Consider the following 24,645-nt stretch of genomic DNA (forward strand, 5'->3'; position numbering starts at 1 on the left):
ACTACGTCAGAAACACCTCCGCGAGCGGACTCGACTCGAGTCCCAGCCCCGTCGACACGAACACGACGAAGCCGGCAGCGATGACGATCGAGACGCCGGCCGCCCGCCCGACGAGCGAGACGCCTCGCTCGCCGTCGGCCAGCGTCGGTAGGGCGGCGTCGGGATTGAGCGTGTAGACGCCCGGCTTCTCGAGGCGGATCGCCAGCGCACAGGCGAGCGTCGCCATCGGCCAGCCGGAGTTGGGCGACGGCGGCACCTGTGCCCACGCTCGAGCACGGGCGAGCGCAAGCGGATCGGCCGCGGCGATGGCGATCGCGATCGCCGAGACTCGGGCAGGGAGGAACATCACCAGATCGTCCAGACGCGCGCTCGCGGTGCCGACAGGCTTTGATGGGTAGCCGAGCATCGAGTCAAGCGTGTTGACGCCTTTGACCCACGCGGCGGCCGCTGCGGCGGCTGGCAGCGAGACCGGCGCGAGGACGGCAAACGGGAGTACCGTCGCAACCAGCCCGTCGGCGAGGTTCTCGGCGGCGCTTTCGACGGCAGCGCTCCGAAGTTCGCCGGCCGAGAGCGTCGATGCGTCCCGGCCGACCAGTCCCCGGACCTGTGTTCGAGCGTCCGCGAGATCGCCGTCGGTGGCCGCGACGACAGTCCCGGTGAGCTCGAGCAGCGAGCGGATGCTGATCGTCAGAAAGAGGACGATGGCGGCGACGACGCCGCCGGCCAGCGGGTGAACTGCCGTCGCGGCGAGAACGGCCCCACCGGCGACAGCGGCGGGGACGAGCGGGGCGAGCGCGGCGATGCCGACGCCGGCCAGTCGCTGGCCACGCTCGGTCACGCTCCAGTCCCGGTCGAGCGCGCCGACGAGTCGGCCGAACCACGCCACCGGATGGGCAGGGGTCGGCGGCTCGCCAACCAGCAGATCGAGGCTGACCGCCAGCCCGATGACCGCAAGCGCCGTCACTGCCACGTCGTCACCTCCAAGCTGTCGGCGAGCGACGATCGCGGCCTCATGACTGCGTTGCAAGCGCTGCCAGCCGCGCTGGCACGTCCGCGAGCGAGTACTCCGCGAGTAACAGCGCCGTTCCCCCAACGCCTTCGATCCCGCCGTCTGCCTGGGGATCGTCACCGACGTGGATCAAGTCGGCTGGAGCGACGCCGAGTTCCTCGGCCGTCAATTCGAAAATTTCCGGGGCAGGCTTGCGCCAGCCACAGCCGACGCTCGTGACGATCGCATCGAAGTCGTCGCGCGCGAAGTCCGAGCGGACGAGCGTCCGGCCGACCAGTTCGGGGACGCTACAGTTCGAACAGATCGCGACCGGCCCGTGCTCTCGAGCGGCGTCGACCGCATCGAGCGCGCCCGGTCTGGTCTCGACGGTCGGGTCGAACGCGGCGACGACTGCGCGTCTCGCCGCATTGTGATCGTAGTCGACACCGCGGCTCGCGAGCGCACGCGAGACGTGTGCGGGCAGCGGCACTTCCGCGCCGTCCGGTGCGTCGACGTGGGCTTCGGCGTAGGCGTCGGCCCAGTCGTCAGGGACCGCGACGTCGCGTTTCTCGAGTTCCGTTGCGACGGCTGCGGCCGGGTCGGCCGGTCGATCGGCGGTCACGAGCGTCCCGAAGAGGTCGAACGATACTCCCACGGTAGTGTGACTAGGACAAGTTGACTTTAATTTCGCGATCCGCGTGCGACGGCGCGACAGTGTCGGCGAGAACGATTCGAAGCGCGGTCGATCCGCCGCTCACTCGGCAGCGCAGTTCGCCTTAGTCGAGGCGGGCGAACGCCAGGTTGCCCGAAATGTTCTTGATGTAGATGTCGACGACGTCGCCCTCCTCGGCACCGGGGACGAAGATCGTGTAGTTGCCCTTCTCGGCGACACCGTCGCCCTTCCGGCCGGTGCCAGTGATTTCAACCGTGTAGGTCTTGCCCTCCTCGACAGCATCCTGCTGTTGTTGCTGCTGGCTGCTGGTCGACCGTTTGGTGACCGGGCGGAACGCCCCACAGGCGTCACAGCGCAGCATCGGCGTCCGATCTTCGCGCACGAGGCGGGTGTCCGGCAGGCCACACTCCGAACAGAGGACGTACTCGTCGACGTAGGCGTCGATCGCCGCGTCGAAATCCTGCTGTGAGAACGTGCCGTTGTATCGACCGCGACCGTTGTCGAGTTTGCCACTGGTCCCCAGTTCGCGCTGGATGAACCGATGGAGGTGTTCGGTCTCCCGCGAGAGGACGTCGGCGATCTCGTCTAAGTTCGTTACGCGCGTGAACGCGCCGTCTTTCTGTGTCTCCGGATCGGGGATCTGGAGTCGCTCTTCGTCGCCCCCGATATCGGGGACGTCCTCCATCGCACGGTCGAGACTCGATTCGTAATCCATACACGAGAGGTGGTGACGGGGACGTAAATCCGTTCTGCTATCACGATCAGTCTTTGAGAACGACGATCACTCACACCGTAGAGACCGGGCCGATGGCCCGCCGGGACTAGTCCGCTCCGTCCCCACGCTCGCTGCCCGAGGCTGCGTTCTCGTCGTCCAGTTCGCCGAGGTCGCGCTCGAGGTTTGCCTCGTTAGGGCTGCCGGCTTCGCCGGTGAGTTCGCCATAGGCGGCTTCGCGAACCGCCGCGGGTGAGTCGTACTGTTCTCCAGCCAGCCGATCGAAGACGCTGCCCAGCGACTCCGTCTCGTTTGGGATGTCGATCGGCTCGGTGGCATACTCCGTGGCGAGTTCCTCGCTGGTGACCGGATACTCGAGGTTGCCGAGGTCGCGTTCGACGTTCGCGAAGATCGATTCGGTGTGGTCGGCCCGGTCGGCTTGGCGCTGTTCGGCACGATCCTGAACGCGGTCGCGATCCGGGTGTTCGTTGCTCATCGGTGGTGGTATCGTGACCGCTCGGAAAAGCGGTCGGCCGGCGCTTGCGTAGGTCCAGCACACGTGCTCGATCCGTCGCGTGAACCCGCAGCAGCCGGTGTCGTGACAGCGTCCGTATCGAACACTGACGGTTCTGAAACAGTCGTTTAGACGGTGTCTACTCCACGTAGACCCCGCTTACCCTCGGTATAGGCAACTCATATATAGGGTATACTATCCGGTACGTCAGTCCGATGATTGGTGTCCCATCAAGACAGTCACGGCGGTCGAACAGGTATGTGATCGACTTCACAGCAGGCATCGCCGGAGATGAGGCGTGACCATGGCGGGACGTGATCAGCCTCGAGCGATATCCACTGGCCGACGGCTGCTCGCACTCAGTGTCGGGCTGGCCGTCATCGTCGGGCTCGCTGCGACCGGAGCTGTTAGTGCCCAGCCTGACGGGAACGAAACAGTGTCGGAGGAAGCGTACCGTCAACCCGCGCCGGAGCGGGGTGATCCGTACTTCGAGGCGGCGGCCGACGACGGGAGCTGGGTCAGCTACGAGAACCCGCGCGACGAGTATCGAGAGCCGTATCTCGGTGAGGGCTCCGGAAAGATCTGTGTCACATTGCTCAACGAGAACGGCGATCCAGTCATCGGTGAGTCTGTACCGAACACGACGGTGACGATCCCGACCGGTGGCGCAACGACGTGGCACTCCGAGGCCGACCCGATGACCGTCGAGTTCCCGATGAACGACCACTACGAGTTCCCGCTCGACGGCGACCAGTTCGGGACGAGTCCGGACGTCGCACAGGGTGACGGCTACATGGACTCTCACTGTCTCGAGTTCCACGGAAACGCCGAAGACGCGACGCTCACGTACGGTCAAGCCCAGATCAGCGGCGAGTACGCCGACCGGATCGATGTCGTCGGCTACATCCAGCAGGTTCCAAAGGGAGACGGCTGGGAGACGGACATCGATCCGATCGACGCTGCAGAACCGTACGATGAAGCGGGCGGTGGGTGGACCTACAACGCGGCCGAGAACGCGACCCACGCGCAGGTCGTCGTCGTCCTCCAACTCGACGCACCGGCCGACGAGCGGTTTGACCCAACCGAGTCGAACGCGACCGACCCGACCGACTCACAGACGACTGATGACGACGATGAATCAGCCAGTGCAGACGATATGATGCCCGGATTCGGCGTGCTCACGGCCCTCGTCGCACTGTCAGTTGCCGTCTTCGCACGCTATCGCAGCTAACGCCGAACGGCCAACTGACTCGAGACGCTGTGACGGCTCGCTAGCGTGGTGTCGGGAAAGACAGGGAATGGCTACAGATGTAGCCAGGAACCATGGAGCTCCTCGCATGTGGTGACGGGGCGACCGGATCAGGTAGGATATCCCACCAACAGACTGTCGTACCCCCGTCTGACTGATAATTCGATTGTATCACTATAATACTGCTGGCCGAAATCGGCGGAGAGCGATGAAAACGGCCGGGAATAGGTTGCTTCGAACATATGTTTGTAATGACAGGGTTATGGCTGGTCTGAAGAGTCACAGCTCGACACCGCGGTCGACACGCGAGCGTCGAATCAATTAGATTTTGACGGTCGGCGCGAGACTCCCAGCAAATGGCGAACACGAACGAAGCCGACGAGGACGGCCCGCGCGTCCCGATCGTCTGCCCTGCCTGCGAGACGACCTCCCGTATCCCGCTTGCAGACGTAGCCGACGCGGTCGAGCGACATAACGAGCAACTCCACGACGGCGACGACGTCGCCGAGGTCGATCCCGATATCGCCGATCAAATCGCAGATCTCGTCGCCACCGAACTCGGTCTTCTCGAGGACGCCGATAGTCACAGCTGAAACGAGTGACATACCGATCGCACGAGGGCTGGACGATCTGATGTGCAGTGCTGTTCAGTGGCTCCTCTCGAGGGATCGTACCGTCGATCGACGGGCTGCTATACGAGCGGCGGCAGTGACCGTCAGTTGTGATCGCCGTCGCGGTGGTTCCCGTGTGCTGCTCGCGGCTGTTTCAGAAACACATTCCTCCGAGGAGATCGATTGGGTCTCTATGGACGAGTCTACGACCGATACGTCGGATGAACCGGCAGCCGAGACCGAATCCGAAGACGAAGCGGAACAGGAAACGGACGCCGAGTGGATGGATCCTGCAGACAAACCGATCCTCGAGTTCCTGCAGTCCGAAGACGCCTTCGAACCCTCCCAGCTCGACGAGGCGGGACTCTGTCCGGGCAACTTCGGTGCCTACCGGTGTCGAGAGTTGACCAAGTACGGTCTCCTGAACAATCCCATGACCGGCGTCTACGAGGTGTCCGAACGAGGCGAACAGTATCTCGACGGTGAACTCGACCCGAGCGAACTCGAACCAGACGAGTGAGGACCGATACGAACAGTAGTTCGTTTACACGCACCCGCGTGATGGACTGAGACGCGCCCGGTCGCTCACCGGCCAGCGAGGCCGCAAGGCCGATCGATCCGACGTGGAGCGGCTTCGCTCGATGTTGTGCCAGCGTCGGGTGGCTCAGACGAACCCGGGTGATCGGGATGTCCGACCAAGCGGTGACGTCAGCTCGCGTCGACAGCGTCCGGGACGTTCGTTGCCAGAAACTCAGTGACGGCGTCGCCGCCCTGGAATCCGTCTGCCAGTCGCGCGGTTTCCGTCCCGTCCTCGAACAAGACCAACAGCGGCACCGACTGGACATTGAAGCGGCCGACGAGGTCGGCGTCGTCGCGGGGGTTGATCATCCCGATCGCGATGTCCGTCGCACGGGCGACGTTCCCCAGTACCGGTTCCATTGCCTGACACATCGCACACCCGCTGGTGTAAAATTCGACGAGTGCAACGTCGTGTGTCGCGACGAACTCGTCGAGTTCGTCGCCGGGCTCGAGTTGACGTGGCTTGTTGGGCGAGGTCATAGAGATACGTAGCGCCCCATCACGGAAACCTGTGACGCCGTGCGTTGGTGTCGAACCGAATTCCGTCTGCTAATCGGCATACAGTAACACAATTCATGTTTCGAATCGATTGACGGTATCAGAGCGAATATTCACTGAAATATATGGTTACGTAAACTGCTGAACGGCTGTATCTTTATGCGTGGGTCCTGTATTCGCGTTCGATGATCCGATCCGCAACTGGCCAGGATGACGGGACGCCGACCCAGCGGAAAGCAACGCTGTTCTGCTGGGAGTGTGATCACACGAGTACCATCGACGGCGACTGGCAGTTGCGCCCACGAAGGCAGTCTCTCGCGTACGTCTGCCCCGAATGTGAGACCACGCTCGCCAAGCGCCCACGGTCGAACGAGACCGTATCACACCACGCGTTGTCGGGACCGTTCGTAGCGTGGCAACGCACACTCCGTGCGTCAGCAACGGTTTGGCGGGCATCGATCACTGCCAGTCTCTCGAACCTGACGGCACTGACCGAGTTTGCAGCCGCCGGCTCACAGCCCCACTCCGTAATTCAGTGACCGAGACCTGAACCCGGTGATCGAACCGCGGCCGCGAACGAAAACGAGTGCCAAATGAATCGTCCTGTCGATCGAACGCTACACGTTTATCCAGTTTTCTCGATCGCTTTCAGCCAGTATCAACTATACCTCAACCATCACCATAGTATACACTACGTATGACTACTTTTCCAGCTATTTGCGTATATTCGCCCACAACAGCAGAGCTTTAATAGTAGGTTCCGTTGTTTGACTCGAGCAAAAGATGACGAACGGAAACCTAACTGCTGCGGAAACGAGCGTACTAGACGAGATCGAGGAGAAAGACATCGACTTCCTCCGATTGCAGTTTACCGACATTCTCGGAACCGTCAAGAACGTCTCCGTGCCGGCTCGACAGACCGAGAAGGCGTTTACCGAGGGGATCTACTTCGACGGCTCCTCGATCGAGGGGTTTGTTCGCATTCAGGAGTCGGACATGCGGCTCAAGCCCGATCCCGACACCTTTGCGATCCTCCCGTGGCAAAACCACGAGGACGGCGCATCGGCCCGGATGATCTGTGACGTCATCGACACCTCGACGGGCGAGCCGTTCGAGGGGGACCCGCGTCGTGTCCTCAAAAACGCCTTAGAGCGTGCCGACGAGCTGGGCTATACGGTCAACGCTGCGCCTGAACCGGAGTTCTTCCTCTTCGAGGAAGACGAAGAGGGCCGTGCAACGACGAAAACCGGCGACTACGGTGGCTACTTCGATCTCGCACCCAAGGATCTCGCCTCGGACGTCCGCCGCGACATTATTTATGGGCTCGAGGAGATGGGCTTCGAGGTCGAGGCCAGCCACCACGAGGTCGCCGAAGGCCAACACGAGATCAACTTCGAGTACGAGGACGCCCTGACGACGGCCGACAACGTCGGCACCTTCCGCACCGTTGTCCGTGCGATCGCCGCCCAGCACGACCAGCACGCGACGTTCATGCCCAAACCGATCCCGAAAATCAACGGTTCGGGGATGCACACCCACCTTTCGCTGTTCACCGAAGACGGCGAGAACGCCTTCCACGACGACGACGACGAGTTCGACCTCTCGGAGACCGCCCACGCCTTCATCGCTGGCATCTTAGAGCACGCGCCAGCGATCACGGCGGTCGCAAACCCCACCGTCAACAGCTACAAGCGGCTGGTGCCCGGCTACGAGGCACCGGTCTACGTCGCCTGGTCCGACCGCAACCGCTCGGCGCTGATCCGCAAGCCTGCGGCCCGCGTTCCCGCCGCCTCACGTGTCGAACTGCGTTCGCCCGACCCATCGTGTAACCCCTACCTCGCGCTCGCGGTCATGATCCACGCCGGTCTCGACGGCATCGAGCAGAACCTCGAGTGTCCCGACCCGGTTCGCGAGAACATCTACGACTTCGACGAACAGAAACGCGAGGAGTACGGGATCGACACGCTGCCGTCGAATCTCGGCGACGCCGTCGACGCCTTAGAGGAAGACGAGGTAATCTACAGCGCACTCGGCGATCACGTCGCCTCCAAGTTCGTCGAGGCCAAACGCCAGGAGTTCGAGGAGTACCTCATCGACGTCTCCCAGTGGGAACTCGACCGCTACCTCGAGACCTTCTGAGACCGCCCGCGTTTCTGCGCGTCGAGCGGCGACACGGCTTCCGACGAGTGGTGATCACACGACAGAACGAGCGACGACCCCCGCGTCTCCCACGCCACGTCTCGACGATCAGTTCGCGACGACGTACTCCGATCCCGACTGCTCGACGTAGCCGTTATTCGACAGTGAGTTGAGCACACTCAGGATGTTGATCTGTTTCATCGAGAGGAACGCGCCGAGCTCGTCGGCCGTTGCCCCGCCGCTAGCTTCGAGATAGATATACACGAGTTTCGCGCGGGCTGACTCGAGGTCGTCCGGAACGGGACCGATCTGCGTCGCAGGACGGTGCGTTTGTGACGTCATTGTCGACAGAACGGGCCACGTTCTTGTATATAAATTTGCACGTAGTTGGGGTACTAGTGAATATTATGACCTCATATGTGTTGTGTTATCGGGTGACAAATTACGTCGAGCGACCCGACCACGACGCAAAAACGACGTTTTACGGATCTCCCGTTCCCAGCAGGAGACATGACTCCGGACGAGCGACCGACTCCGCCGCCGGAACTGGACAGCGTAAGCGACGAGACGCGCGACGAACTCATCGCACAAGACGAAGCGACGCTGCGTGCCGTGAGTTCCTATCTCGAAACGCTGGCCGCGTGGAAAGACCAGCACGACGGCGAGGACGCGTCATCGGCAGATGGTCTCGAGCCGGAGACGTATCCCGACGGCGTCCCGGAACGAGCGACAGTCTCGGTGACGGAGATCGCAGGAACCGAGTACTACTATTATCAGTGGCGTGACGGTGACGAGATTCGGTCGGAAACGGTACGACGGTAGTTTCGATCGTCCGATCGACCGCGCCGTCAAATCGACTCGTACGCGCCGAGTCGCGTTCCATCGAGCAGGTACGCCTCGCCGTCAGCCACCCCCGTGGGCAGAAACGGCGAGAGAAACGACTGGCCAGCCACGTTGATCCACGTCCCACCGACGAGGTCGTTGAACGCGGGCATGACGACCACGCGCGGCGGGTCCGTTTCTGCTGCGAGCCACGACACGCCCTCGTACTCGGGCCGGTTGCGAAACGGCTCGGGCTCGAGGCGACCGCGAAGCCACGCGCGCTCGACGCGACTCCCGCCGACTTCGTCTGTGAGCCGCACGCAGGGATGTTCGTGGCCCAGACAGACGACCTCGGTCTCGAGGACCGCCGGCTCGGGCCAGGTATGGCCGTGGCAGACACCGAGATTGCCGAGGGCGATCCCCCCGCCGGAGGTGATGTCGACCGTCGCATCGATTTCGTCGCTCTCGTCGAGCCAGGTCTCGATGCGACCGTCGTGATTGCCCTTGACGACCGTTACCGCGAGGTCGGCCGGGAACGATTCGAACAGTACCTCGAGCTCGCCGCGTTCGGCCCCGCCCGGGTCGCCGATCGAGTGCATGAGATCACCGAGGACAACAAGCCGATCGGGCCGGGTGCGGTCACACAGCGCCAGCAATCGCTCCCGGCGGTCGGCTCCATGGTTTGGAACCTCGACGCCGCGGTCGTATCGCAGGCCTGCCTCGTAGCCAGCGTGGTAGTCGGCGACGAGTAACACGCGCTCGCCTGCGATTGTGGCGGTCGCGGCCGGTTCACCGGGGACGGGTTCGACGCGTGCGGGCGGCGACACACCCCCAGGATCGGAACGAGTTGAATCGCCTCGCATCGCGGCCGATCAGATCGCTTTCAGCGTCTCGTCGTCGGGCTCGTAACACTGCCCGCCCATCAGCGCGTCCTGGATCGCATCTTCGACCTCATCGGCAGGAACGCCAGTGTCGTCGACGACCGTCTCGATCACCGCAGTTCGGTTGGCACCGTCGCCGTCGTCGAGTTCCTCCATCGTCTCGACGACGTAGTCCTCGAGGTCGACGTCGGCGGCTGGTTCGTCGTCGCTCGCAGCGTCGTCGGCGTCCGCTGCGGGTTCCGGTTTCTCGGTTTCGGGTTCCGGTTCGTCGGATTCCGCTGTGTCGAGGCCGGACTCGGGCGCTGTGCCGATCTCGCTGTCCTGTTCGGTGGCGTCCTCGGGTGCCGATTCTCCCGCGAGCGTGTCCTCGGTTTCGGCAGGGTCGGGCACCTCGATATCGGCCTTGCCGGGATCGTCGACCTCGCTCCCGGTCGTAAACTCCGCGCCGAACTCCTCTTCGAGCTGTTCGCGTTCCTCCTCGTCCATCTCGTACATCCCGTCGTCGACGTCGCCGGCGTCGAAGTCACCGAGGTCGTCCGTCGTGTCGTCGTCTCCGTCTTCGGTCTCGAGCGTGTCGGCGGCCGCGGTCTCGATCTCCGCTGGCTCGTCGCTCGCTAGCTCACTGGCCGTCGGCTCGGACTCGGTCTCCGGCTCGGCGGTCTCGTCAACGTCTGTCTCGCGGTCGGCGTCGACCGTCTCGGTTTCGAGGCCGGTTTCGGGTTCGGGATCGGTCTCAAGATCTGCCGTCTCCGAAGGCGAACTCGTCGCCGTGCCGGCCGCGGACCCGGCACCTGCGTCTGCCGTATCGCCGGCCGTCGCCGCAACCGGTTCCGCCGACCGGTCGTCCGACGGCGTGGCAGGCTCGGGTTCGACGCTGGCCTCGAGCGCGTCGAGTTCGAGGTCGGCAAGGTCGGCAAGCGACGCCGCCGTTGCGTCGGGGTCCGGGCTCGTCGCGTCGGGGGCGAGATCGAGGCCGCTCACCTGGTCGCGTTCGCCCGCGACAACTTCGACCGCCTCGAGCGCACAGTCACGCAGCGCCGCGAGGTACGACGGCGTCGTGCCGTAGTGGTCCTGTGCAATCGGGATCCCGGCTGCAAGGCCGGATTCGACGCCAGCCTCGCGGAGGGTGTCGGTCAGGACGTCACCCTCGACATCGAGTTCGGCTGCCCCAGCGGCGGTGCCGACGCGCTCGAGCGTCCGTTCGGCCGCGCTGACGACCCAGCGGTCGCGGGTATCGGCGTCGACCGCCGCGATGCTCTCGGGCCGGATCGAGGTATAGACCTGGTCCGAATCGTCGGGCTGGAAGGTCCGAGCCTTGCCCGTCACCGCGACGAAAGCGGGGGGTGTTGCTTGCTCGAGGAATGCCAGTTCGTCGGGTTGGTACTGGCCGGCGTAGACGACGAACGCGCCGGTCGGGTCGACGACGCGGGCACGGACCATCTCGTCGTTGACCGACGTGACCTCGGTGAGCGTCCCGACGACGAACACGCGGTTGAGGCGCGCGCCGGTCGGCGAGATGACGTAGTTCGGCGCGCGTTCCTCGTCGCTTTCGGCATACGAAAGCGAGGCGTCATCATATTCGGCCGCGAACAGGCGGTAAGCGATTTCCCGTCCGGGAATTTCGTCGCCGTTCCCGTTGCCGTTCGCGCTCATGCGTCCACCTCCTCGAGGAAGGCCGTCGCACGTGCAGCCGGGTCGTCATTACTCTCCGCGAACGTTTCGGCGTCTAAATTCGCCCCGTATTCGTCAACCGAGAGGTGTCCGCGCACGCGGTACTCGCGGCCGACGATGCGCTCGCGGATCGTCTCGGCGACGACCTCCTGATCCATGGCTTCACGGGCCTGTTCTAAGGCGTCTTCTAAGGTTCCGCCGTAGACCCGTTCGGTCAGTTCGTCGTCGAGGACGACCGTGACGGCACCAGTCCCATCGTCGAGGATCGCCTTGACGCGCAGGTCGTCGATACCGTCGACGTCACCGTGGGTGCGACACTGTCCTTTCTGAATAACTCGGTAACACTCCGGACAGCGCTGGATCAACCCGGAGCCGTCACGAACTGCCAGCAGGTTGCCCACGACTTCGACGTCGTAGACGCCGCCGGTGGCGACCGCGTCGCCGATATCCATCGTCGCGGTATCGCTGCCGACGTCGATCTCGCGCTCGAGCGCGGTGACCGTCGAGAACTCGGAGACGTTGACTTCAGGGACGCCACGGAATTCCTGGACGTAAGCGTTCTCGATGCGAACCGAGCCGCCCTCTTCGATTTCGGGCGCGGGATCCCAGTTCGTAAACGGAAGCCGACCGCTCTCGTCGCCGAAAACACCGCTCAGGATGTCCGTCTCGCCGTCGCGGCCGTCGATCGTCTTCCGTTCACACTCGAGGACGCTGACTTCGATCGTGACGGCACGATCGCCCGTCTGCAGATCGGCCAGTTGGGCGTCGCCGCCGATCTCGTATGGGACCTCGAGCGACTCCTCGAGGAAGGAAAGCGAGGTGCTCTCGCCGAGATTGAGTTCGGGCTCGCCGTCCCACTCGCGGACGCCCGCGTTGCCCGCGGTGATCGTCTCGCCCGGCGAGAGCCCGAAGTCCTCCCACGCCGTGTAGTCGATGGCACCGGTCTCGTCAGCCAGTCGGCCTTCGACGATGACGTGATCGGAGCCCTGATAGCGGATCGATCGTTTGCCGGCCGTCAGGACGACGCCGGTGACGGTGACCGAACTATCCTCGGGCGTGATCTCCGCAACGTCTTTCGACGATGGTGTCCCGCTCCCGCCGCTGGACCCATCGCCGTACTTCCGCCGGAGGCTCTGGACGGCCTCGTCGATCGGGACGCTGTACTCTACCAAATTCTGCAGGTCAGCTTTGACCTCCTCTTTGTCGACACCGAGGTCGGAGGCGAGATCCTCGGCATGATCGTCGAGTTCCATCGTTTTCCTTTCGGAGTGGGGCTTAAAAAGCGTTCCCGCAGGAAGGTGAAAGTGGACAGCGACGAGCAGTCAAGCGACCGTCAGGGGCGCGGTGCGGCCTTCTGGAGTGCCGTCTCGGCGATATTGCCGCCGTAGTCGGCGCTTCGGGACAGCGAGTCGACGATCAACCCGAGCGACTGGGCCTGCACCGGGTCGAGGTCCCGAAGCATATCGTCGATCTGGCGGGTGTGTTGGTCGATCTCGAGGACGGCCTCGCGGGCACTGTGTCCGAGCCGGTTCGCTTCGTCGGTCCCCTCGGCGAACAGCGCGTCCATCGATTTCTCCAGAATCGTTGCTGCGTCCTCGTGGAGGCCCTCGAGCGCCTCAGCGACGTCCGCGGGAATCTCGTCGAGTTTGAGCGCGAGGTTACTGATCTTGGCGGCGTGGTCGGCGACGCGCTCGAGTTGGCGGGCACTCGAGTGGAGGTCAAAACAGTCCTCGCGAGGTACGCCGAGTTCTTCGGCCGCTCGCGGGGAGCGAAGCGTCGCCCGGAAGATCCGCGAGACGACGAGCCAGAGCCGGTCGACGTCGTCGTCGCGTTCGATCACGTCGTGTGCGATGTCGTCGTCGTCTTCGATCAACGCCGTAATCGCGTCCTCGAGCATCGACTGGGAGATCAAGCGCATCCGCGTGACGGCGTTGACGATCGACAGCTCCGAGGAATCGAGTAAGTCCTGAATGACCACGCTGTCGGTTGTCTCCTCTAAGACTTCGACACCGACCAGCCCCTGCGTCGCACTGCGGATCGCACGGCGCTGATCGGTCGTGATCCGGCCCGCCTCGAGACGAATGATGTCGAACCCGCTGACGTACATCGTCATTACGGCCCGGGTGAGCCGTTCGCCCTCGAGCTGCGAGATATCGAGGGTTCCCTCCTGTCGTTCCGTTTCGCTCTGGGGTGTCAGCAACAGCGCGTCGTCTTCGGGGTAGAACTCCACGGTCGTACCGGCGCTGACGTTGTTCTCGGTCGCCCACGTCTTTGGTAGCGAGACGGTGTAGGTCGATCCACCCGTCACCTGGACCTTTCGCGTCTCCATATAGCAGGATACGACCGATCGAATATAAATATGGGCAAATCTATAGAGTATTGCCGAGATGCCCCCTCAATTCGACTCGATGAAGTGCTCGATACGCTTTCGAATGCGTGTCTCCGCCACACAACCACGTTCCTAGAATATCCGACAACTATATAGAGCGTATACGGTTGCCGACGTTTCTCCTCGCTTCCGTACGAAAGCCGCGCTCTCTTGCGCGTCCCAGTACAACTGTCGGCCATGATCGGTGCCTATACAATCGGCAAGAAAGCGGCCACGTTCGGTTACAGACGATACGGGGTTCCGGGAGCGATCGCCTCCGGCGGTGCGGCGCTGGCCGGCTATCTCGTCGTCCGGCGAGCGCTGAAATCGTCGACGAACGACGGGACAGTCGACTCGGCGATCGATGCCGAGGAGATCCAGTCTGCGGTCGACGAGCAGGGACTGAGTGCGGTAAGCGACAAAGAAACGCTCGAGCAGGCGATCGACACCGATGAACTCGGTACGCCCATCGACATCGACGACGTTCAGTCGTCGGTCGACGAAGAAACTGGCGAGAGCACCGACACGGCTGGCGACGGCGACTCGAGCGCCGGCGAAAGGTAACTCAAACACGCGATTCACGACGCTCGACACTCGTCACGTCCGGTGGGACTGCTGTCGATCGTCGGTTACGAGATTCTACAGTTCGCCTTTAGATTTATACTCAGGAAAGCTGACAGTAACTCATGGAACGTGGTGTCCGTCGCCGTCTCGATGCCCTCATTGCGCTTGTGTCACTGCTGCTCGGCATTGTCCTCACAGTTATCGTTTTTAGCGATCGAATCGGCGGCTTGGTTATCGTCGGGTCGGTTTTCGTAGGGGTGTTCATCGGGGTACTGGCGCTGTGGTACGCAGAGGGGTAAGCGGCGTCGGTTCTGACGACGAGCATGCCTGTCGAACAGTATCGCGCACTCCGAGAAGCCAGAACTGATCAGCGCGTTCCGCGAACCCGCTCGAGCACCGCCAGCGTCCCGTCGGCGTGGACCTCGTCGAGCACTTCGTCGGCAGCCGCTTTCGCCGACTCGTCGGCGTTGTTGACGGCGAACCCACGATCGACGGCCTCGAACGTCGAAACGTCGTTGACCGAATCGCCGATCGCGACGCAGTCCTCGAGATCGATACTGGTCTGCTCGGCGATCGTCTCGAGTCCCGCCCCCTTGTTCGGGTTCGTATCCTTGACGTGGTAGGCGTAGCCGGTGTCGATCACCTCGAGGCCGTGCTTGGCGGCGATCTCGCGCAGTGGCTCGAGGGGCTGTTCGAGGTTGACAGCGATTTCGGTTTCGCGCCAGCGGTTGACGGTGTCTTCGTCGCCCCAGCCGAGGTCATAGCCCGCGGCCCGGTACTCCTCGGTGACGGCCTGGGCAGCCTCGCGGTCGGCGGTGAAGAAGACGTCGTCGCCGGTGTAGACGACACCGCCGTTTTCGGCGACGACGAGTTCGGGAATTCCGATGAAGTGACAGAGCGCAACGGGGTAGGGAAAGGCCTTCCCGGTGGCGATCACGACGGGCGCGTCCCATTCGCGGAGCGGATCGAACACGCGGGGATCGATACCCCATCCCTGGGGACGGGTCAGGGTGCCGTCGACGTCGAGCACGAGCGGCGGATCGGCGGTCATAGCCGTGACTCGAGGGCTGGGTGACCTAAAACGGTCGGTTCAATCCGGGAGCGGTCCAAGAATATCGAGTTGATACGCTGCGGCCGCTTCAGCCAGCGCCGCGGTGTCCAGTTCGGCTTGCGGCGGCGTCTCCAGTCGCTTCGCCGGCTCACCGACCTCGATGAATAACTCCTCGAGGCCTGCCGGCGTCACCTGGACGAGCATGCGACAGGCATCGTCGCTGACGACACGGAAGCCGTGTGGGACGTCTCGAGGGAGGAACACTGTCTCTCCCGGACTTGCCCGGCTCACGGTCTCGCCGTCATCGCCATAGTAACAGTCGATCTCACCGTCAAGGATATAGAATAGTTCGTCTTCGCCGTGGTGAACGTGGTACGGCGTTTCGTAGCCGGCGGGAGCAGTGTGCTCGAGCAAGGTGAACGCGCCGTCCGTTCGCTCGGCATCGGTCTTGAAGACCATTAGCACACCGACTGACCACACCGCCTTCCCATCGGTCGCGCCCATCACCGTCGGCATCGCTTCTGGACTTGTCTGTGTACCCATGTCTAGGTAGCACATCACACAGTGCGATAAAATAGTAGTGAGAGTGGTTAGGGAAGTCCAACGACACGGCGGTCGGGCTGCCGACCGCAAATCGATCACTTGCTGCGGGCGACAACAGCGCCGTATGGTAGTTATCAGATAGGTGGTAGAAATCGGGCCTCGGATGAACCGTCTCGCATTCAGAGCGCGAGGTAACCCGCGTTGGGCAGCAGCCCGAGCAGATAGAGCACCCCGAGAACGAACATGAACTCCGCGATCGCCATCGCTGGCGGGTCGACGTGTGTCCCGGAGTGAGAGTAGAAGATCCGCTGGCTCACCTCACCGAGAAGGCCGGAGATCGCACCGAAGACACCGGCGACGAGCAGTGCAACCGGTTCACTTCCGATGATCGCCGCGTCGGTCGCGATGATCGCACCCACCGCGCCCAGGAGTGTGATGTGGTGGGTGACCGGAATTTTCTCGACCCCGAGGTTCAGAAACAGCAGGCTCATCGCGGAGATCGCATACCCCAGGAAGATGCTCTCAGTCATGAGCCAGATGTACCCGCCGAGGATCCCACCGATGACGCCGATGGTCGCCACGCCGGACCACTCGTACTGGTGGGGGAGCCAAGGCTCGGTCGCTAACCGGTCAGTTTCAGTGCCGCCGTCGGCAGCCATCCGTTTTTCCTCGCGCTCGAACGGCGACATGTCGAGGATGCTCGAGCCAGCCACCTTGCCGACGAGCGGGTAGCCGAAGGCGAGGCGAGCCAGGAAGGCCGTCGCGACGACCGAGAGCGCGATGTTGTCCGTCGGGAAGCCGATTCCGTTTAGCACCTGGGTGATGAGCATCCCGACCGCGCCGAAGACCGCACCGACCGCGAGGATGTCGGTTTGGTCCCGAACGGCGTACAGGATGTTCTTTCCGAAGTGGTAGTCCCAGCCGGCGGGTTCCATCTCGGGATACCGCCGGCCGGCGTAGGCTGTCGCGGCGACACCGCCAGCGAAGGCGATATGGGGGCCAGTCACCGCGCCGAAGCCGATCGTCCCGGTAATGCCAGCGCCGAGTTCAGCTGCCGGAATCCCCTCGACCGCACCGACTTCGCGCTGCAGGATCGCGATACCTTCGCCGAGGAAGACGACAAAGCCGGTAAAGACGAACGACGGCAGTGCACCGAGTGCTGCACCGAACGCGCCGCCGGCGAGGGCGGTAATGAGCAGGAGGACGAACGCGTCGGTCTCCATTCCGATAACCGGAATCTGAAGCAGCGTCTGGACCATCGCTTACTCCTCACTATCTCGCGCCCAGTCGCGCGCTCGGTCGACGGCGTCATCCCAGCGGTCGTATCGCCGATCGGCGGTGTCCGGATCCATCTCGGGTTCGAACTCGGCGTCGATCTGCCAGTTGCTCCGCAACTCGTCGGGATCGCTCCAGTAGCCGACTGCGAGGCCAGCCGCGTAGGCCGACCCGAGCGCCGTCGTCTCGTCGACTACCGGGCGGACGATCTCCGAGCCGATGATGTCCGACTGGAGCTGACAGAGGAAGTTGTTCTTGACCGCGCCGCCGTCGACTTTCAGCGACTGTCATCTCGATCCCCGAGTCGGCCTCCATCGCTTCGGCGACGTCGCGGGTCTGGTAGGCGATCGACTCGAGGGTCGCGCGGACGACGTGTTCTTTGCGGGTGCCACGTGTCATCCCGACGATGGTGCCGCGTGCGCGTTGATCCCAGTGGGGTGCGCCAAGTCCAGTAAACGCGGGGACGACGTAGACGCCATCGGTCGTGTCGACGCTCCGGGCCAGTTCCGCCGTCTCGGCGGGATCGTCGATCAGCGTCATGTCCTCGAGCCACTCGATCGCCGCGCCGGTGACGAAGATCGCTCCCTCGAGTGCGTACTGGACGTCTTCACCCGAGCGCTGGAACCCGATCGTCGTCAACAGGCCGTGGTCGGATTCGACGGCCTCGTTGCCGGTGTTCATCAGGAAGAACGAGCCGGTGCCGTAGGTGTTCTTCGCGTCGCCGGCATCGAAACAGGTCTGCCCGAACAGGGCCGCCTGCTGGTCGCCAAGCGCACCCGCGACGGGCACCTCGGCCTCGAGGAAGCCGTCGGGATCGGTCGTCCCGTAGGTATCGTCGTCGCTCGAGGGACGGACCTCGGGCAACATGGCCTCGGGAATCGAAAACTCCGCCAGCAAGTCGTCGTCCCACTCGAGGTCGTGGATGTTGTAGAGCATCGTCCGCGAGGCGTTCGTGACTTCGGTGATGTGGTTGCCCGTGAGGTTGTAGATCAACCACGTATCGATAGTCCCGAACAAGACCTCGCCTTGCTCTGCGCGGTCGCGGATGTCCGCGGGGCGCGTGCGCTCGAGTTTGATCGGGTCGGCGTTGTCAAGGAGCCACTCGGCTTTCGTCGCCGAGAAGTAGGCGTCGGCCTCGAGGCCGGTTTTGTCGCGGATAGTCTCGACCATTCCCTCCTCTTCGAGTTGCTCGACGCGATCGGTCGTCCGACGGTCCTGCCAGACGATGGCATTGTGGACGGGGTTGCCAGTGTCTGCATCCCACAGCAGTGTCGTCTCTCGCTGGTTGGTCACGCCGATAGCCTCGAGCTGATCGGGGCCGATACCCGCCTGCCCGAGAGCCTGTCTGATGACGGCTTTGGTGTTCTCCCATATTTCCGTCGGGTCGTGCTCGACCCAGCCGGGTTCGGGATAGATCTGTTCGTGTTTCTCGTAGGCGTTCGCGACGACCTGTCCCTCGTGATCGAAGACGATGAAGCGGGTGCCGGTCGTTCCCTGGTCTACCGCACCGACGTAGGTATTGGTTGTCATAGGTGTTATCCCACACTCGCGCACGATGTCTTTACTGACGGGCGCGTTCTACTGGTAAACAATTCCTACAATCATTATAAAAGTTACCGAACCCATAACACAGCCATCATAAGATGATGTGAGAATTCGAGCAGTATGAACGCTATATACGCTGTTCTAAGAAGAAAATCGACATGCGGCCGCTGCGTGTCGTTCCGGTCAACTGACTACTAGTCTCGATATCATCCCATTGTTATGGCTGTTCCTTCGCCGCCGATAAAATAAAGATGTGGCTGTCCGTAGTGGCTTCTGAAGGAATGGCCCGTGACACGGAGGTTCTCGTCCTCGGCGGCGGCTCGACCGGCTGTGGCATCGCCCGCGATCTGGCGATGCGAGGCCTCGAGGTCACGCTCGTCGAGCGAGGCAACCTCACAGACGGAACGACCGGTCGGATGCATGGCCTGCTCCACAGCGGCGGGCGATATGCCGTCTCCGACCAGGCCAGCGCGACTGAGTGTATCGAAGAAAACGAGATCCTTCGGGAGATTGCCGGTCACTGCGTCGAGGAGACCGGCGGCCTGTTCGTCCAGCGACCCGAGGACTCGGACGACTACTTCCGGCAGAAACTCGAGGGCTGTCGGGAGTGTGGGATCCCCGCCCGCGTGCTCTCGGGGTCGGAAGCCCGCGAGGTCGAACCCTACCTCGCTGACGATATCAAACGGGCGATCGAAGTCCCCGACGGCGCGGTCGACCCGTTCCGACTCTGCGTCGCGAACGCGGTCGACGCCGAGAACTACGGCGCGCGCATCGAAACCCACGCCGAGGTGATCGACCTCCTGCGCGACGGCGACGACATTTACGGCGTCGAGGTGCGCCACGACTCGGGCCCCGGCAAACGTACGCACGCCACGTCCGGGACCACCGAGGAGATCACCGCCGAGTACGTCGTCAACGCGACCGGCGCGTGGGCCGGCCAGATCGGTGCGATGGCCGACCTCGAGATCGCAGTCCGCCCCTCCAAGGGCGTGATGACGATCATGAACGTCCGGCAGGTCGACACCGTGATCAACCGCTGCCATCCGAAAGGCGACGCCGATATCATCGTCCCCCACGAGACGACCGCAATCTTGGGCACGACCGACGAGGAAGTCGACGATCCGGACGACTACCCCGAGGAGCAGTGGGAGGTCGACCAGATGATCGACACCCTCACGGAACTGGTACCGATCCTCGAGGAAGCCCGGACAATCCGCTCGTTCTGGGGCGTGCGCCCGCTCTACGAGCCGCCGGGAACCGGCACGCAGGACCCGACCGACATTACCCGAGACTTCTTCCTGCTCGACCACGCCGACCGCGACGGCGTCGCGGGGATGTCCAGCATCGTCGGCGGCAAGTTCACTACCTACCGGATGATGGCCGAAGATATCGCCGATCACGTCTGCGAGAAACTAGGTGTAAACGCCACCTGTGCGACCGCCGACGAGCCACTGCCCGGCAGCGAAAACATCGCGACGCTCGAGGCCGGGATGGATGACTTCGGGCTGCGCTCGCCGGTGGCCCGCCGGAGCAGACAGCGGCTGGGCAGTCGGGCTCGCGAGGTGCTCGAGACCAACGAGCCGAACCCGGTGATCTGCCAGTGTGAAGGCGTCACGCGCGCAGAGATCAAAGATGCCATCGCCCAGTCGGGGACGGACCTGAACGCGGTTCGCATCCGAACACGGGCCTCGATGGGGAACTGTCAGGGTGGTTTCTGCTGTCAAACGATGGCAAACGAACTCCACCCCGAATACGACGAGGAGATGGTCCGCGAGGCGCTCGACGAACTCTTTCAGGAACGCTGGAAAGGCGAGCGCCACGCGCTGTGGGGCGAACAGCTCTCGCAAGCGATGCTCAACTACGCACTGCATGCGACGACGATGAACCGAGATCGCGATCCCGCAAGCGCGACGTCGACCGTGGATTTCGCGGCCTTCGACGACGGCCGAGCCGAGAGAGACCGGATCGACGGGATCCGAGGGGGCCGCTAGATGGCGATCGAAGACGACGTCCTCGTGATCGGCGGCGGCCTCGCAGGCGCAACCGCCGCACTCGCCGCCGCAGACGAAGGCGTACAGGTTCGACTCGTCTCGTACAAACAGAGTACGCTCCGCCACGCCAGCGGCTTGATCGACATCCTCGGCTACACACCGGCGGGCGACGGCCCGCTCGTGGACCCGTTCGAGGCACTTGTTGACCTGCCCGAGGGCCACCCCTACGAGCGCGTGGGGCTCGAGGCCGTCCGTGAGGCCCTCGCGTTTTTTGACGAGATCGCGGGCGACGCATACGACGGCGGCCACACGGACGCGAACGCGCTCGTGCCCACCCACGGCGGCACGGTCAAGCCAACCGCCAGATACCCTGTTTCGACCGCCGCCGGGATCGCGAGCGACGACCGTGATACCCTGCTCGTCGGCTTCGAGACGCTGCCGGACTTCGAGGCACCGCTGGCGGCTGCCCATCTCGAGGCCGCCGGCGCTCCCTTCGCGGCCCGTGGCGTGACGGTTCGGTTCCCCGGAATCGTCCGAGACGACGCGAAGGTCACGCGATACGCACACCTGCTCGACCACGACGAAACCGTGGAGACGGCAGCGGGCGAGACGACCGCGCGCGATGCGCTCGCCGACATCGTCCGGTCCCAACTCGAGGCCGAGGCCCGCGTTGGCTTCCCCGCGATCCTCGGAGACGATCACGCCGACGCAGTCAGAGCCGACCTCGCGGAGCGACTCGGCGTCGACATCTTCGAGGTCCCGATGGGGCCACCGAGTCTGCCCGGGCTGCGACTCGAGGACCTGCTCTATGAGGCGCTCGAAGACGCCGGCGTCCGAGTGACGACGGGTGTGCCGGTAATCGAGTACGAGACCGCCACCAGCGGGCGAATCGACCACGTCGTCGTCGATCGCAACGGCACCGAGATCCCCCATCGCGCCGACCAGTACGTACTGGCAACGGGCGGGCTGGTCGGTAAGGGCGTGCGATCGAAGCGCAAGCGGGTGTTCGAGCCGATCTTTGACTGTCACGTTCCCCATCCGGCGGACCGCTACGACTGGTTCGTCGACGACGTCTTCGGCGACCAACCCTACGCGCAGTTCGGCCTGCCAGTCGACCGCGATCTCAAGCCGCTCGATCCCGGCGACGAGCCCGAATTCTCGAACCTCCGTGCGGCGGGGGCGGTGCTTGGCGGCTACGACTTCGCGGCAGAGAAATCCGGCAGCGGCGTCTCGCTCGCGACAGGCTACGTTGCGGGCCAGCGTGCGGGGACGGAGGCAAGACAATGACGGACACGGGCGAACCACGCGACTCGAGTGGCGAACGCGATCGACTGGGCGTGAGTGAACGGACTCGAGCGAGCGATGCGACCGACAGCGACCGACTGACTCAGGTGATTCGATGAGCGATGCACAACAGCCGACCGACGATGGCGGACCGGGAGACGACGACTTCGAGCCGATTCAGGTCTTTCCAGAGGCCGAGGAGATGGACCTCCGACCAGGGGCGGACAACTGCTACAAGTGCTCGACCTGCGATACCAACTGTCCTGTCGCCGAGGTCGACGACGAGTTCCCCGGCCCGAAGTTCCAAGGGCCAGAGCAGTGGCGGCTCAAGCGCCAGGACGACCACGACATCGACGACTCGGTGATGAAGTGTTCGAACTGCATGCGCTGTGACAGCGCCTGTCCTTCGGAGGTGCCGCTCTCGCAGATGCACAACACCGCCCGCGCCGAGTACGTCGAGGAGAACATGAGCAAACTCTCGCGGGAGTACTGGCGCAACCGTATGCTCGCGAACTACCGACGGCTCGCCCCGCTCGGGTCGATGTTCCCGCGGACGACGAACTTCATGATGGGGCTGTCGGCGACGCAGTGGCTCGGCGAGAAGCTCCTCGGGATCACGGGCGAACGGGAGTTCCCCGAATTCGCAACCGAAACCTTTCGTGAATGGTGGACGGCGAGGGGCGGTGCAAAGGTCGACAACGAGGACAAGCGCATCGCCTACTTCCACGGCTGCTACGCCAACTACAACACCCCCGAGGTCGCAAAGGCGCTGGTGCGGGTCTACGAACACTTTGGCTACGAGATCATGGTTCCCGACCAGCACTGCTCGGGGACGCCCATGTTCGCAAACGGGATGCTCGAGGACGCACGCCGGTCGGCCGAGACGAACGTGCGCGAACTCGCCTGGGCTCTCGAAGACGGCGCTGACATCATCGCCTCTTGCAGTTCGTGTTCGATGTCGCTCCGCCAGGAGTACCCCGAACTGTTCGATTTCGAGGGCACGGAGGATGTCGCCGCAAACACCTGGGACGCCGTCGAGTACCTCCGGGTTCACGAGGACCTCGAGAGCGAACTCGAGGGCACCTCGGTCGGCGACGAGTTCGACGACTTCGCGTATCACGCACCGTGTCACGCCCGAAACCAGGGACTCGACGGCCAGACGGTCGAAGTGCTCGACGCCATCGACGGCGTCGAGGCCCACGACGTCGGCGATTCCTGTTCGGGTATCTCCGGGACGTACGGCTGGAAGGAGGAGAATTACGAAACCTCCATGAAAATCGGCTCGGAAATGTTCGAGCACATGGAAGACGCCGAGGCGACCACTGGGCTCACGGAGTGTCCGACTTGCTCGATGCAGATGGAACACGGGACTGGCTACGAGATTACCCACACGCTCGAGGTGCTCGAGGCAGCGCTCGTCGGACCGGCGGCGGAGGCAGACGGCCAGTAATGGACTTACAGGAGCGAATCGCTCGCCGGCGGTCATCGCGACGGGGCGGGCGCATTATCGTCGACCGCGACCAGCTCAGTCCCGTCGTCCACCGACCGGAGCCGGTTGGCCGTGGCCCCGTCTTAGAGCAACTGCTCGATGCGCTCGAGCCGGTCTTCGACGGCGAGTTGCCGCCACCGGTTGCGGTGGTCGGCCCGGCGGGATCGGGCACGTCCGCGATCGTGACCGCGCTGTTCGATGCGCTCAACGGCCAGTTCAGCGGCTCGGCGCGGTCGATCGGCACGACGACGCGGGCCGGGGCAGCTGGCCCGATCACGTGGTTTGGGACCGTCGACGGTCGTCGTATCGAGAGCCCCTTTTCGTTTTATCGGGCCGTCCTCTCGCTGATCTCGAGCGAGCCGGTCCCCGAGAGCGGCATCGGGACCGAGGAACTGCGCACGCGGCTGTGCAACAGGCTCGACCGTCCCGATCGGCGCGTAATCGTCGCGATCGATCACCACGACGAACCCGAGACGCTCGACGTCGGGCGCGCTCGCGACCTCCTGGCACCAGTCGACGCGCACGTCGCGATCGTCCCGGTCGGCCAGCGCGAACCCGACGGGTGGGACGGGGCGACTGTCACCGTGCCGGCCTACCGTGATCACGAACTCGTCGACGTGATCACCGACCGCGCCTCGACGGGGCTTGCAGCGGGCGCGCTCGATCACGGTGCCGTGCGCGAGCTGGCTGCCTGGGCCGACGGAAACGCTCACGACGCGCTCGCGGCGCTGTTCGGGGCCGCCGTCCTCGCACGCGAGGCGGACGCGGATCGAATCGAGCACAGCCACCTCGAGACTGCACGGGCCGACGTGCCCGAAAACGGTGTCCACGTCGGTCGTGCGCTGGCACTTCCGGAAACGCGCCAGCAGGTACTGGTGACGCTTACCGACCTCGATGCGACTGATCGCCCGATTCGCGAAATCGCGACCGCGATCGCGGCTCGATCGTCGCTGACCGCTGGCACGGTCAAACGATTTCTGTACGAACTCGCGGATCGCGGCGTCATCGAACGGGTACCGCTGTCGACGCCCGATCGCGGCAGCGGTCGCCAGCCGAGTGCGGTCAGCCCGCTGTTCCCGACGCTTGCGTTCCAAGCGCTCACCGCGGCATCGGTCCCGTCGGCCACCGGGATCGACAGGGCATAGGCCGACCGGCCGATACAATTCTTTTTGACCATGGGGCGAGAGGGTGCAATCAC

At 63.8% G+C, this 24,645-nt stretch carries 25 protein-coding genes and 1 pseudogene; 12 read left to right on the plus strand and 14 right to left on the minus strand.

Annotation, left to right across the window (positions count from 1 at the left end):
- Nucleotide 1: 1 nt before the first annotated feature.
- The 4 genes from cbiB to BDK88_RS11475 form a co-directional block, all read right to left on the minus strand.
- Nucleotides 2–970, minus strand: a complete 969-nt coding sequence (gene cbiB / locus BDK88_RS11460; RefSeq protein WP_130500635.1) for an adenosylcobinamide-phosphate synthase CbiB — start codon at nucleotides 968–970, stop codon at nucleotides 2–4.
- Nucleotides 971–1,010: 40 nt separating this feature from the next.
- Nucleotides 1,011–1,643, minus strand: coding sequence for an HAD family hydrolase (locus BDK88_RS11465; protein ID WP_130500498.1), 633 nt, complete (start codon nucleotides 1,641–1,643; stop codon nucleotides 1,011–1,013).
- 121 nt (nucleotides 1,644–1,764) lie between these two features.
- Entirely contained in the window at nucleotides 1,765–2,376 is a 612-nt protein-coding gene (locus BDK88_RS11470; RefSeq protein ID WP_130500499.1) for a translation initiation factor IF-2 subunit beta, read from the minus strand.
- 106 nt (nucleotides 2,377–2,482) lie between these two features.
- Nucleotides 2,483–2,869 (minus strand): DUF5789 family protein, encoded by a 387-nt coding sequence (locus BDK88_RS11475; RefSeq protein ID WP_130500500.1) that lies wholly within the window; start codon nucleotides 2,867–2,869, stop codon nucleotides 2,483–2,485.
- Between the two features lie 322 nt (nucleotides 2,870–3,191).
- Here BDK88_RS11475 and BDK88_RS11480 point away from each other — a divergent pair, with 322 nt between their 5' ends.
- From BDK88_RS11480 to BDK88_RS11490, 3 genes are all read left to right on the plus strand, one after another.
- The gene (locus BDK88_RS11480; protein ID WP_130500501.1) at nucleotides 3,192–4,118 is read left to right on the plus strand and encodes a PGF-CTERM sorting domain-containing protein; all 927 of its coding nucleotides are present in this window, start codon (nucleotides 3,192–3,194) and stop codon (nucleotides 4,116–4,118) included.
- Between the two features lie 374 nt (nucleotides 4,119–4,492).
- Complete coding sequence (locus BDK88_RS11485) at nucleotides 4,493–4,729, plus strand: hypothetical protein (RefSeq protein WP_130500502.1); 237 nt, start codon at nucleotides 4,493–4,495, stop codon at nucleotides 4,727–4,729.
- Nucleotides 4,730–4,940: 211 nt separating this feature from the next.
- Entirely contained in the window at nucleotides 4,941–5,267 is a 327-nt protein-coding gene (locus BDK88_RS11490; protein ID WP_130500503.1) for a hypothetical protein, read from the plus strand.
- A 188-nt stretch (nucleotides 5,268–5,455) separates the two neighbouring features.
- Here BDK88_RS11490 and BDK88_RS11495 read toward each other — a convergent pair whose 3' ends face one another.
- On the minus strand, nucleotides 5,456–5,806 hold the full coding sequence (locus tag BDK88_RS11495; protein WP_130500504.1) for a thioredoxin family protein: 351 nt from the start codon (nucleotides 5,804–5,806) through the stop codon (nucleotides 5,456–5,458).
- 203 nt (nucleotides 5,807–6,009) lie between these two features.
- On the opposite strand from BDK88_RS11495, the gene BDK88_RS11500 reads away from it, so the two are divergent.
- Together BDK88_RS11500 and glnA are read left to right on the plus strand one after the other, a co-directional pair.
- Nucleotides 6,010–6,363: a hypothetical protein gene (locus BDK88_RS11500; RefSeq protein WP_130500505.1), complete on the plus strand. Its 354-nt coding sequence runs from the start codon at nucleotides 6,010–6,012 to the stop codon at nucleotides 6,361–6,363.
- A gap of 244 nt (nucleotides 6,364–6,607) precedes the next feature.
- Nucleotides 6,608–7,963: a type I glutamate--ammonia ligase gene (gene glnA / locus BDK88_RS11505; protein ID WP_130500506.1), complete on the plus strand. Its 1,356-nt coding sequence runs from the start codon at nucleotides 6,608–6,610 to the stop codon at nucleotides 7,961–7,963.
- Nucleotides 7,964–8,071: 108 nt separating this feature from the next.
- Here the strand turns inward: glnA and BDK88_RS11510 are convergent, their stop codons facing one another.
- Nucleotides 8,072–8,305, minus strand: a complete 234-nt coding sequence (locus BDK88_RS11510) for a helix-turn-helix domain-containing protein (protein ID WP_130500507.1) — start codon at nucleotides 8,303–8,305, stop codon at nucleotides 8,072–8,074.
- Nucleotides 8,306–8,473: 168 nt separating this feature from the next.
- Here BDK88_RS11510 and BDK88_RS11515 point away from each other — a divergent pair, with 168 nt between their 5' ends.
- On the plus strand, nucleotides 8,474–8,785 hold the full coding sequence (locus tag BDK88_RS11515) for a hypothetical protein (protein ID WP_092934356.1): 312 nt from the start codon (nucleotides 8,474–8,476) through the stop codon (nucleotides 8,783–8,785).
- 26 nt (nucleotides 8,786–8,811) lie between these two features.
- On the opposite strand, the gene BDK88_RS11520 is transcribed toward BDK88_RS11515, so the two are convergent.
- From BDK88_RS11520 to BDK88_RS11535, 4 genes are all read right to left on the minus strand, one after another.
- Nucleotides 8,812–9,648 carry a metallophosphoesterase gene (locus tag BDK88_RS11520; protein ID WP_130500508.1) on the minus strand — a complete coding sequence of 279 codons (837 nt, stop codon included), beginning with the start codon at nucleotides 9,646–9,648 and terminating at the stop codon, nucleotides 8,812–8,814.
- Between the two features lie 9 nt (nucleotides 9,649–9,657).
- Nucleotides 9,658–11,319 carry an RPA family protein gene (locus BDK88_RS11525; RefSeq protein ID WP_130500509.1) on the minus strand — a complete coding sequence of 554 codons (1,662 nt, stop codon included), beginning with the start codon at nucleotides 11,317–11,319 and terminating at the stop codon, nucleotides 9,658–9,660.
- The gene (locus BDK88_RS11530) at nucleotides 11,316–12,590 is read right to left on the minus strand and encodes a Single-stranded DNA binding protein (protein ID WP_130500510.1); all 1,275 of its coding nucleotides are present in this window, start codon (nucleotides 12,588–12,590) and stop codon (nucleotides 11,316–11,318) included. The genes BDK88_RS11525 and BDK88_RS11530 overlap by 4 nt, the downstream gene beginning before the upstream one ends.
- An 80-nt stretch (nucleotides 12,591–12,670) precedes the next feature.
- On the minus strand, nucleotides 12,671–13,666 hold the full coding sequence (locus tag BDK88_RS11535; RefSeq protein WP_130500511.1) for a phosphate uptake regulator PhoU: 996 nt from the start codon (nucleotides 13,664–13,666) through the stop codon (nucleotides 12,671–12,673).
- A gap of 237 nt (nucleotides 13,667–13,903) precedes the next feature.
- Between BDK88_RS11535 and BDK88_RS11540 the strand changes: the two genes are divergently transcribed.
- Together BDK88_RS11540 and BDK88_RS21195 are read left to right on the plus strand one after the other, a co-directional pair.
- Nucleotides 13,904–14,269, plus strand: coding sequence for a hypothetical protein (locus tag BDK88_RS11540; protein WP_130500512.1), 366 nt, complete (start codon nucleotides 13,904–13,906; stop codon nucleotides 14,267–14,269).
- Between the two features lie 122 nt (nucleotides 14,270–14,391).
- Nucleotides 14,392–14,568 carry a hypothetical protein gene (locus BDK88_RS21195; protein WP_165396955.1) on the plus strand — a complete coding sequence of 59 codons (177 nt, stop codon included), beginning with the start codon at nucleotides 14,392–14,394 and terminating at the stop codon, nucleotides 14,566–14,568.
- Between the two features lie 68 nt (nucleotides 14,569–14,636).
- On the opposite strand, the gene BDK88_RS11545 is transcribed toward BDK88_RS21195, so the two are convergent.
- The 4 genes and pseudogenes from BDK88_RS11545 to glpK all read right to left on the minus strand — a co-directional run bounded on the left by BDK88_RS11545 (nucleotide 14,637) and on the right by glpK (nucleotide 18,668).
- Nucleotides 14,637–15,320 carry an HAD-IIB family hydrolase gene (locus tag BDK88_RS11545; RefSeq protein WP_130500513.1) on the minus strand — a complete coding sequence of 228 codons (684 nt, stop codon included), beginning with the start codon at nucleotides 15,318–15,320 and terminating at the stop codon, nucleotides 14,637–14,639.
- Between the two features lie 39 nt (nucleotides 15,321–15,359).
- On the minus strand, nucleotides 15,360–15,863 hold the full coding sequence (locus BDK88_RS11550) for a cupin domain-containing protein (protein ID WP_165396956.1): 504 nt from the start codon (nucleotides 15,861–15,863) through the stop codon (nucleotides 15,360–15,362).
- Nucleotides 15,864–16,042: 179 nt separating this feature from the next.
- Nucleotides 16,043–17,122 (minus strand): hypothetical protein, encoded by a 1,080-nt coding sequence (locus BDK88_RS11555; protein ID WP_130500515.1) that lies wholly within the window; start codon nucleotides 17,120–17,122, stop codon nucleotides 16,043–16,045.
- 3 nt (nucleotides 17,123–17,125) lie between these two features.
- Nucleotides 17,126–18,668: pseudogene (glpK, locus tag BDK88_RS11560) on the minus strand (glycerol kinase GlpK).
- Between the two features lie 296 nt (nucleotides 18,669–18,964).
- Here glpK and glpA point away from each other — a divergent pair.
- The 4 genes from glpA to BDK88_RS11580 all read left to right on the plus strand — a co-directional run bounded on the left by glpA (nucleotide 18,965) and on the right by BDK88_RS11580 (nucleotide 24,592).
- Nucleotides 18,965–20,674: an anaerobic glycerol-3-phosphate dehydrogenase subunit GlpA gene (glpA, locus tag BDK88_RS11565; protein ID WP_130500516.1), complete on the plus strand. Its 1,710-nt coding sequence runs from the start codon at nucleotides 18,965–18,967 to the stop codon at nucleotides 20,672–20,674.
- Nucleotides 20,675–21,961, plus strand: coding sequence for a glycerol-3-phosphate dehydrogenase subunit GlpB (gene glpB / locus BDK88_RS11570; RefSeq protein WP_130500517.1), 1,287 nt, complete (start codon nucleotides 20,675–20,677; stop codon nucleotides 21,959–21,961).
- Between the two features lie 112 nt (nucleotides 21,962–22,073).
- Nucleotides 22,074–23,408 carry an anaerobic glycerol-3-phosphate dehydrogenase subunit C gene (locus BDK88_RS11575; protein WP_130500518.1) on the plus strand — a complete coding sequence of 445 codons (1,335 nt, stop codon included), beginning with the start codon at nucleotides 22,074–22,076 and terminating at the stop codon, nucleotides 23,406–23,408.
- The gene (locus BDK88_RS11580) at nucleotides 23,408–24,592 is read left to right on the plus strand and encodes a Cdc6/Cdc18 family protein (protein WP_130500519.1); all 1,185 of its coding nucleotides are present in this window, start codon (nucleotides 23,408–23,410) and stop codon (nucleotides 24,590–24,592) included. The genes BDK88_RS11575 and BDK88_RS11580 overlap by 1 nt, the downstream gene beginning before the upstream one ends.
- The last annotated feature ends 53 nt before the right edge of the window (nucleotides 24,593–24,645 follow it).

The organism is Natrinema hispanicum (genome assembly GCF_004217335.1).
Lineage (GTDB): Archaea > Halobacteriota > Halobacteria > Halobacteriales > Natrialbaceae > Natrinema > Natrinema hispanicum.

Bases quoted from the DNA above. Each gene is read 5' to 3' on its own strand.
- BDK88_RS11470 (WP_130500499.1), bottom strand. From the start codon at position 2,376: ATGGATTACGAATCGAGTCTCGACCGTGCGATGGAGGACGTCCCCGAT.
- BDK88_RS11475 (WP_130500500.1), bottom strand. From the start codon at position 2,869: ATGAGCAACGAACACCCGGATCGCGACCGCGTTCAGGATCGTGCCGAA.
- BDK88_RS11480 (WP_130500501.1), top strand. From the start codon at position 3,192: ATGGCGGGACGTGATCAGCCTCGAGCGATATCCACTGGCCGACGGCTG.
- BDK88_RS11485 (WP_130500502.1), top strand. From the start codon at position 4,493: ATGGCGAACACGAACGAAGCCGACGAGGACGGCCCGCGCGTCCCGATC.
- BDK88_RS11490 (WP_130500503.1), top strand. From the start codon at position 4,941: ATGGACGAGTCTACGACCGATACGTCGGATGAACCGGCAGCCGAGACC.
- BDK88_RS11495 (WP_130500504.1), bottom strand. From the start codon at position 5,806: ATGACCTCGCCCAACAAGCCACGTCAACTCGAGCCCGGCGACGAACTC.
- BDK88_RS11500 (WP_130500505.1), top strand. From the start codon at position 6,010: ATGATCCGATCCGCAACTGGCCAGGATGACGGGACGCCGACCCAGCGG.
- glnA (WP_130500506.1), top strand. From the start codon at position 6,608: ATGACGAACGGAAACCTAACTGCTGCGGAAACGAGCGTACTAGACGAG.
- BDK88_RS11510 (WP_130500507.1), bottom strand. From the start codon at position 8,305: ATGACGTCACAAACGCACCGTCCTGCGACGCAGATCGGTCCCGTTCCG.
- BDK88_RS11515 (WP_092934356.1), top strand. From the start codon at position 8,474: ATGACTCCGGACGAGCGACCGACTCCGCCGCCGGAACTGGACAGCGTA.
- BDK88_RS11520 (WP_130500508.1), bottom strand. From the start codon at position 9,648: ATGCGAGGCGATTCAACTCGTTCCGATCCTGGGGGTGTGTCGCCGCCC.
- BDK88_RS11525 (WP_130500509.1), bottom strand. From the start codon at position 11,319: ATGAGCGCGAACGGCAACGGGAACGGCGACGAAATTCCCGGACGGGAA.
- BDK88_RS11530 (WP_130500510.1), bottom strand. From the start codon at position 12,590: ATGGAACTCGACGATCATGCCGAGGATCTCGCCTCCGACCTCGGTGTC.
- BDK88_RS11535 (WP_130500511.1), bottom strand. From the start codon at position 13,666: ATGGAGACGCGAAAGGTCCAGGTGACGGGTGGATCGACCTACACCGTC.
- BDK88_RS11540 (WP_130500512.1), top strand. From the start codon at position 13,904: ATGATCGGTGCCTATACAATCGGCAAGAAAGCGGCCACGTTCGGTTAC.
- BDK88_RS21195 (WP_165396955.1), top strand. From the start codon at position 14,392: ATGGAACGTGGTGTCCGTCGCCGTCTCGATGCCCTCATTGCGCTTGTG.
- BDK88_RS11545 (WP_130500513.1), bottom strand. From the start codon at position 15,320: ATGACCGCCGATCCGCCGCTCGTGCTCGACGTCGACGGCACCCTGACC.
- BDK88_RS11550 (WP_165396956.1), bottom strand. From the start codon at position 15,863: ATGGGTACACAGACAAGTCCAGAAGCGATGCCGACGGTGATGGGCGCG.
- BDK88_RS11555 (WP_130500515.1), bottom strand. From the start codon at position 17,122: ATGGTCCAGACGCTGCTTCAGATTCCGGTTATCGGAATGGAGACCGAC.
- glpA (WP_130500516.1), top strand. From the start codon at position 18,965: ATGGCCCGTGACACGGAGGTTCTCGTCCTCGGCGGCGGCTCGACCGGC.
- glpB (WP_130500517.1), top strand. From the start codon at position 20,675: ATGGCGATCGAAGACGACGTCCTCGTGATCGGCGGCGGCCTCGCAGGC.
- BDK88_RS11575 (WP_130500518.1), top strand. From the start codon at position 22,074: ATGAGCGATGCACAACAGCCGACCGACGATGGCGGACCGGGAGACGAC.
- BDK88_RS11580 (WP_130500519.1), top strand. From the start codon at position 23,408: ATGGACTTACAGGAGCGAATCGCTCGCCGGCGGTCATCGCGACGGGGC.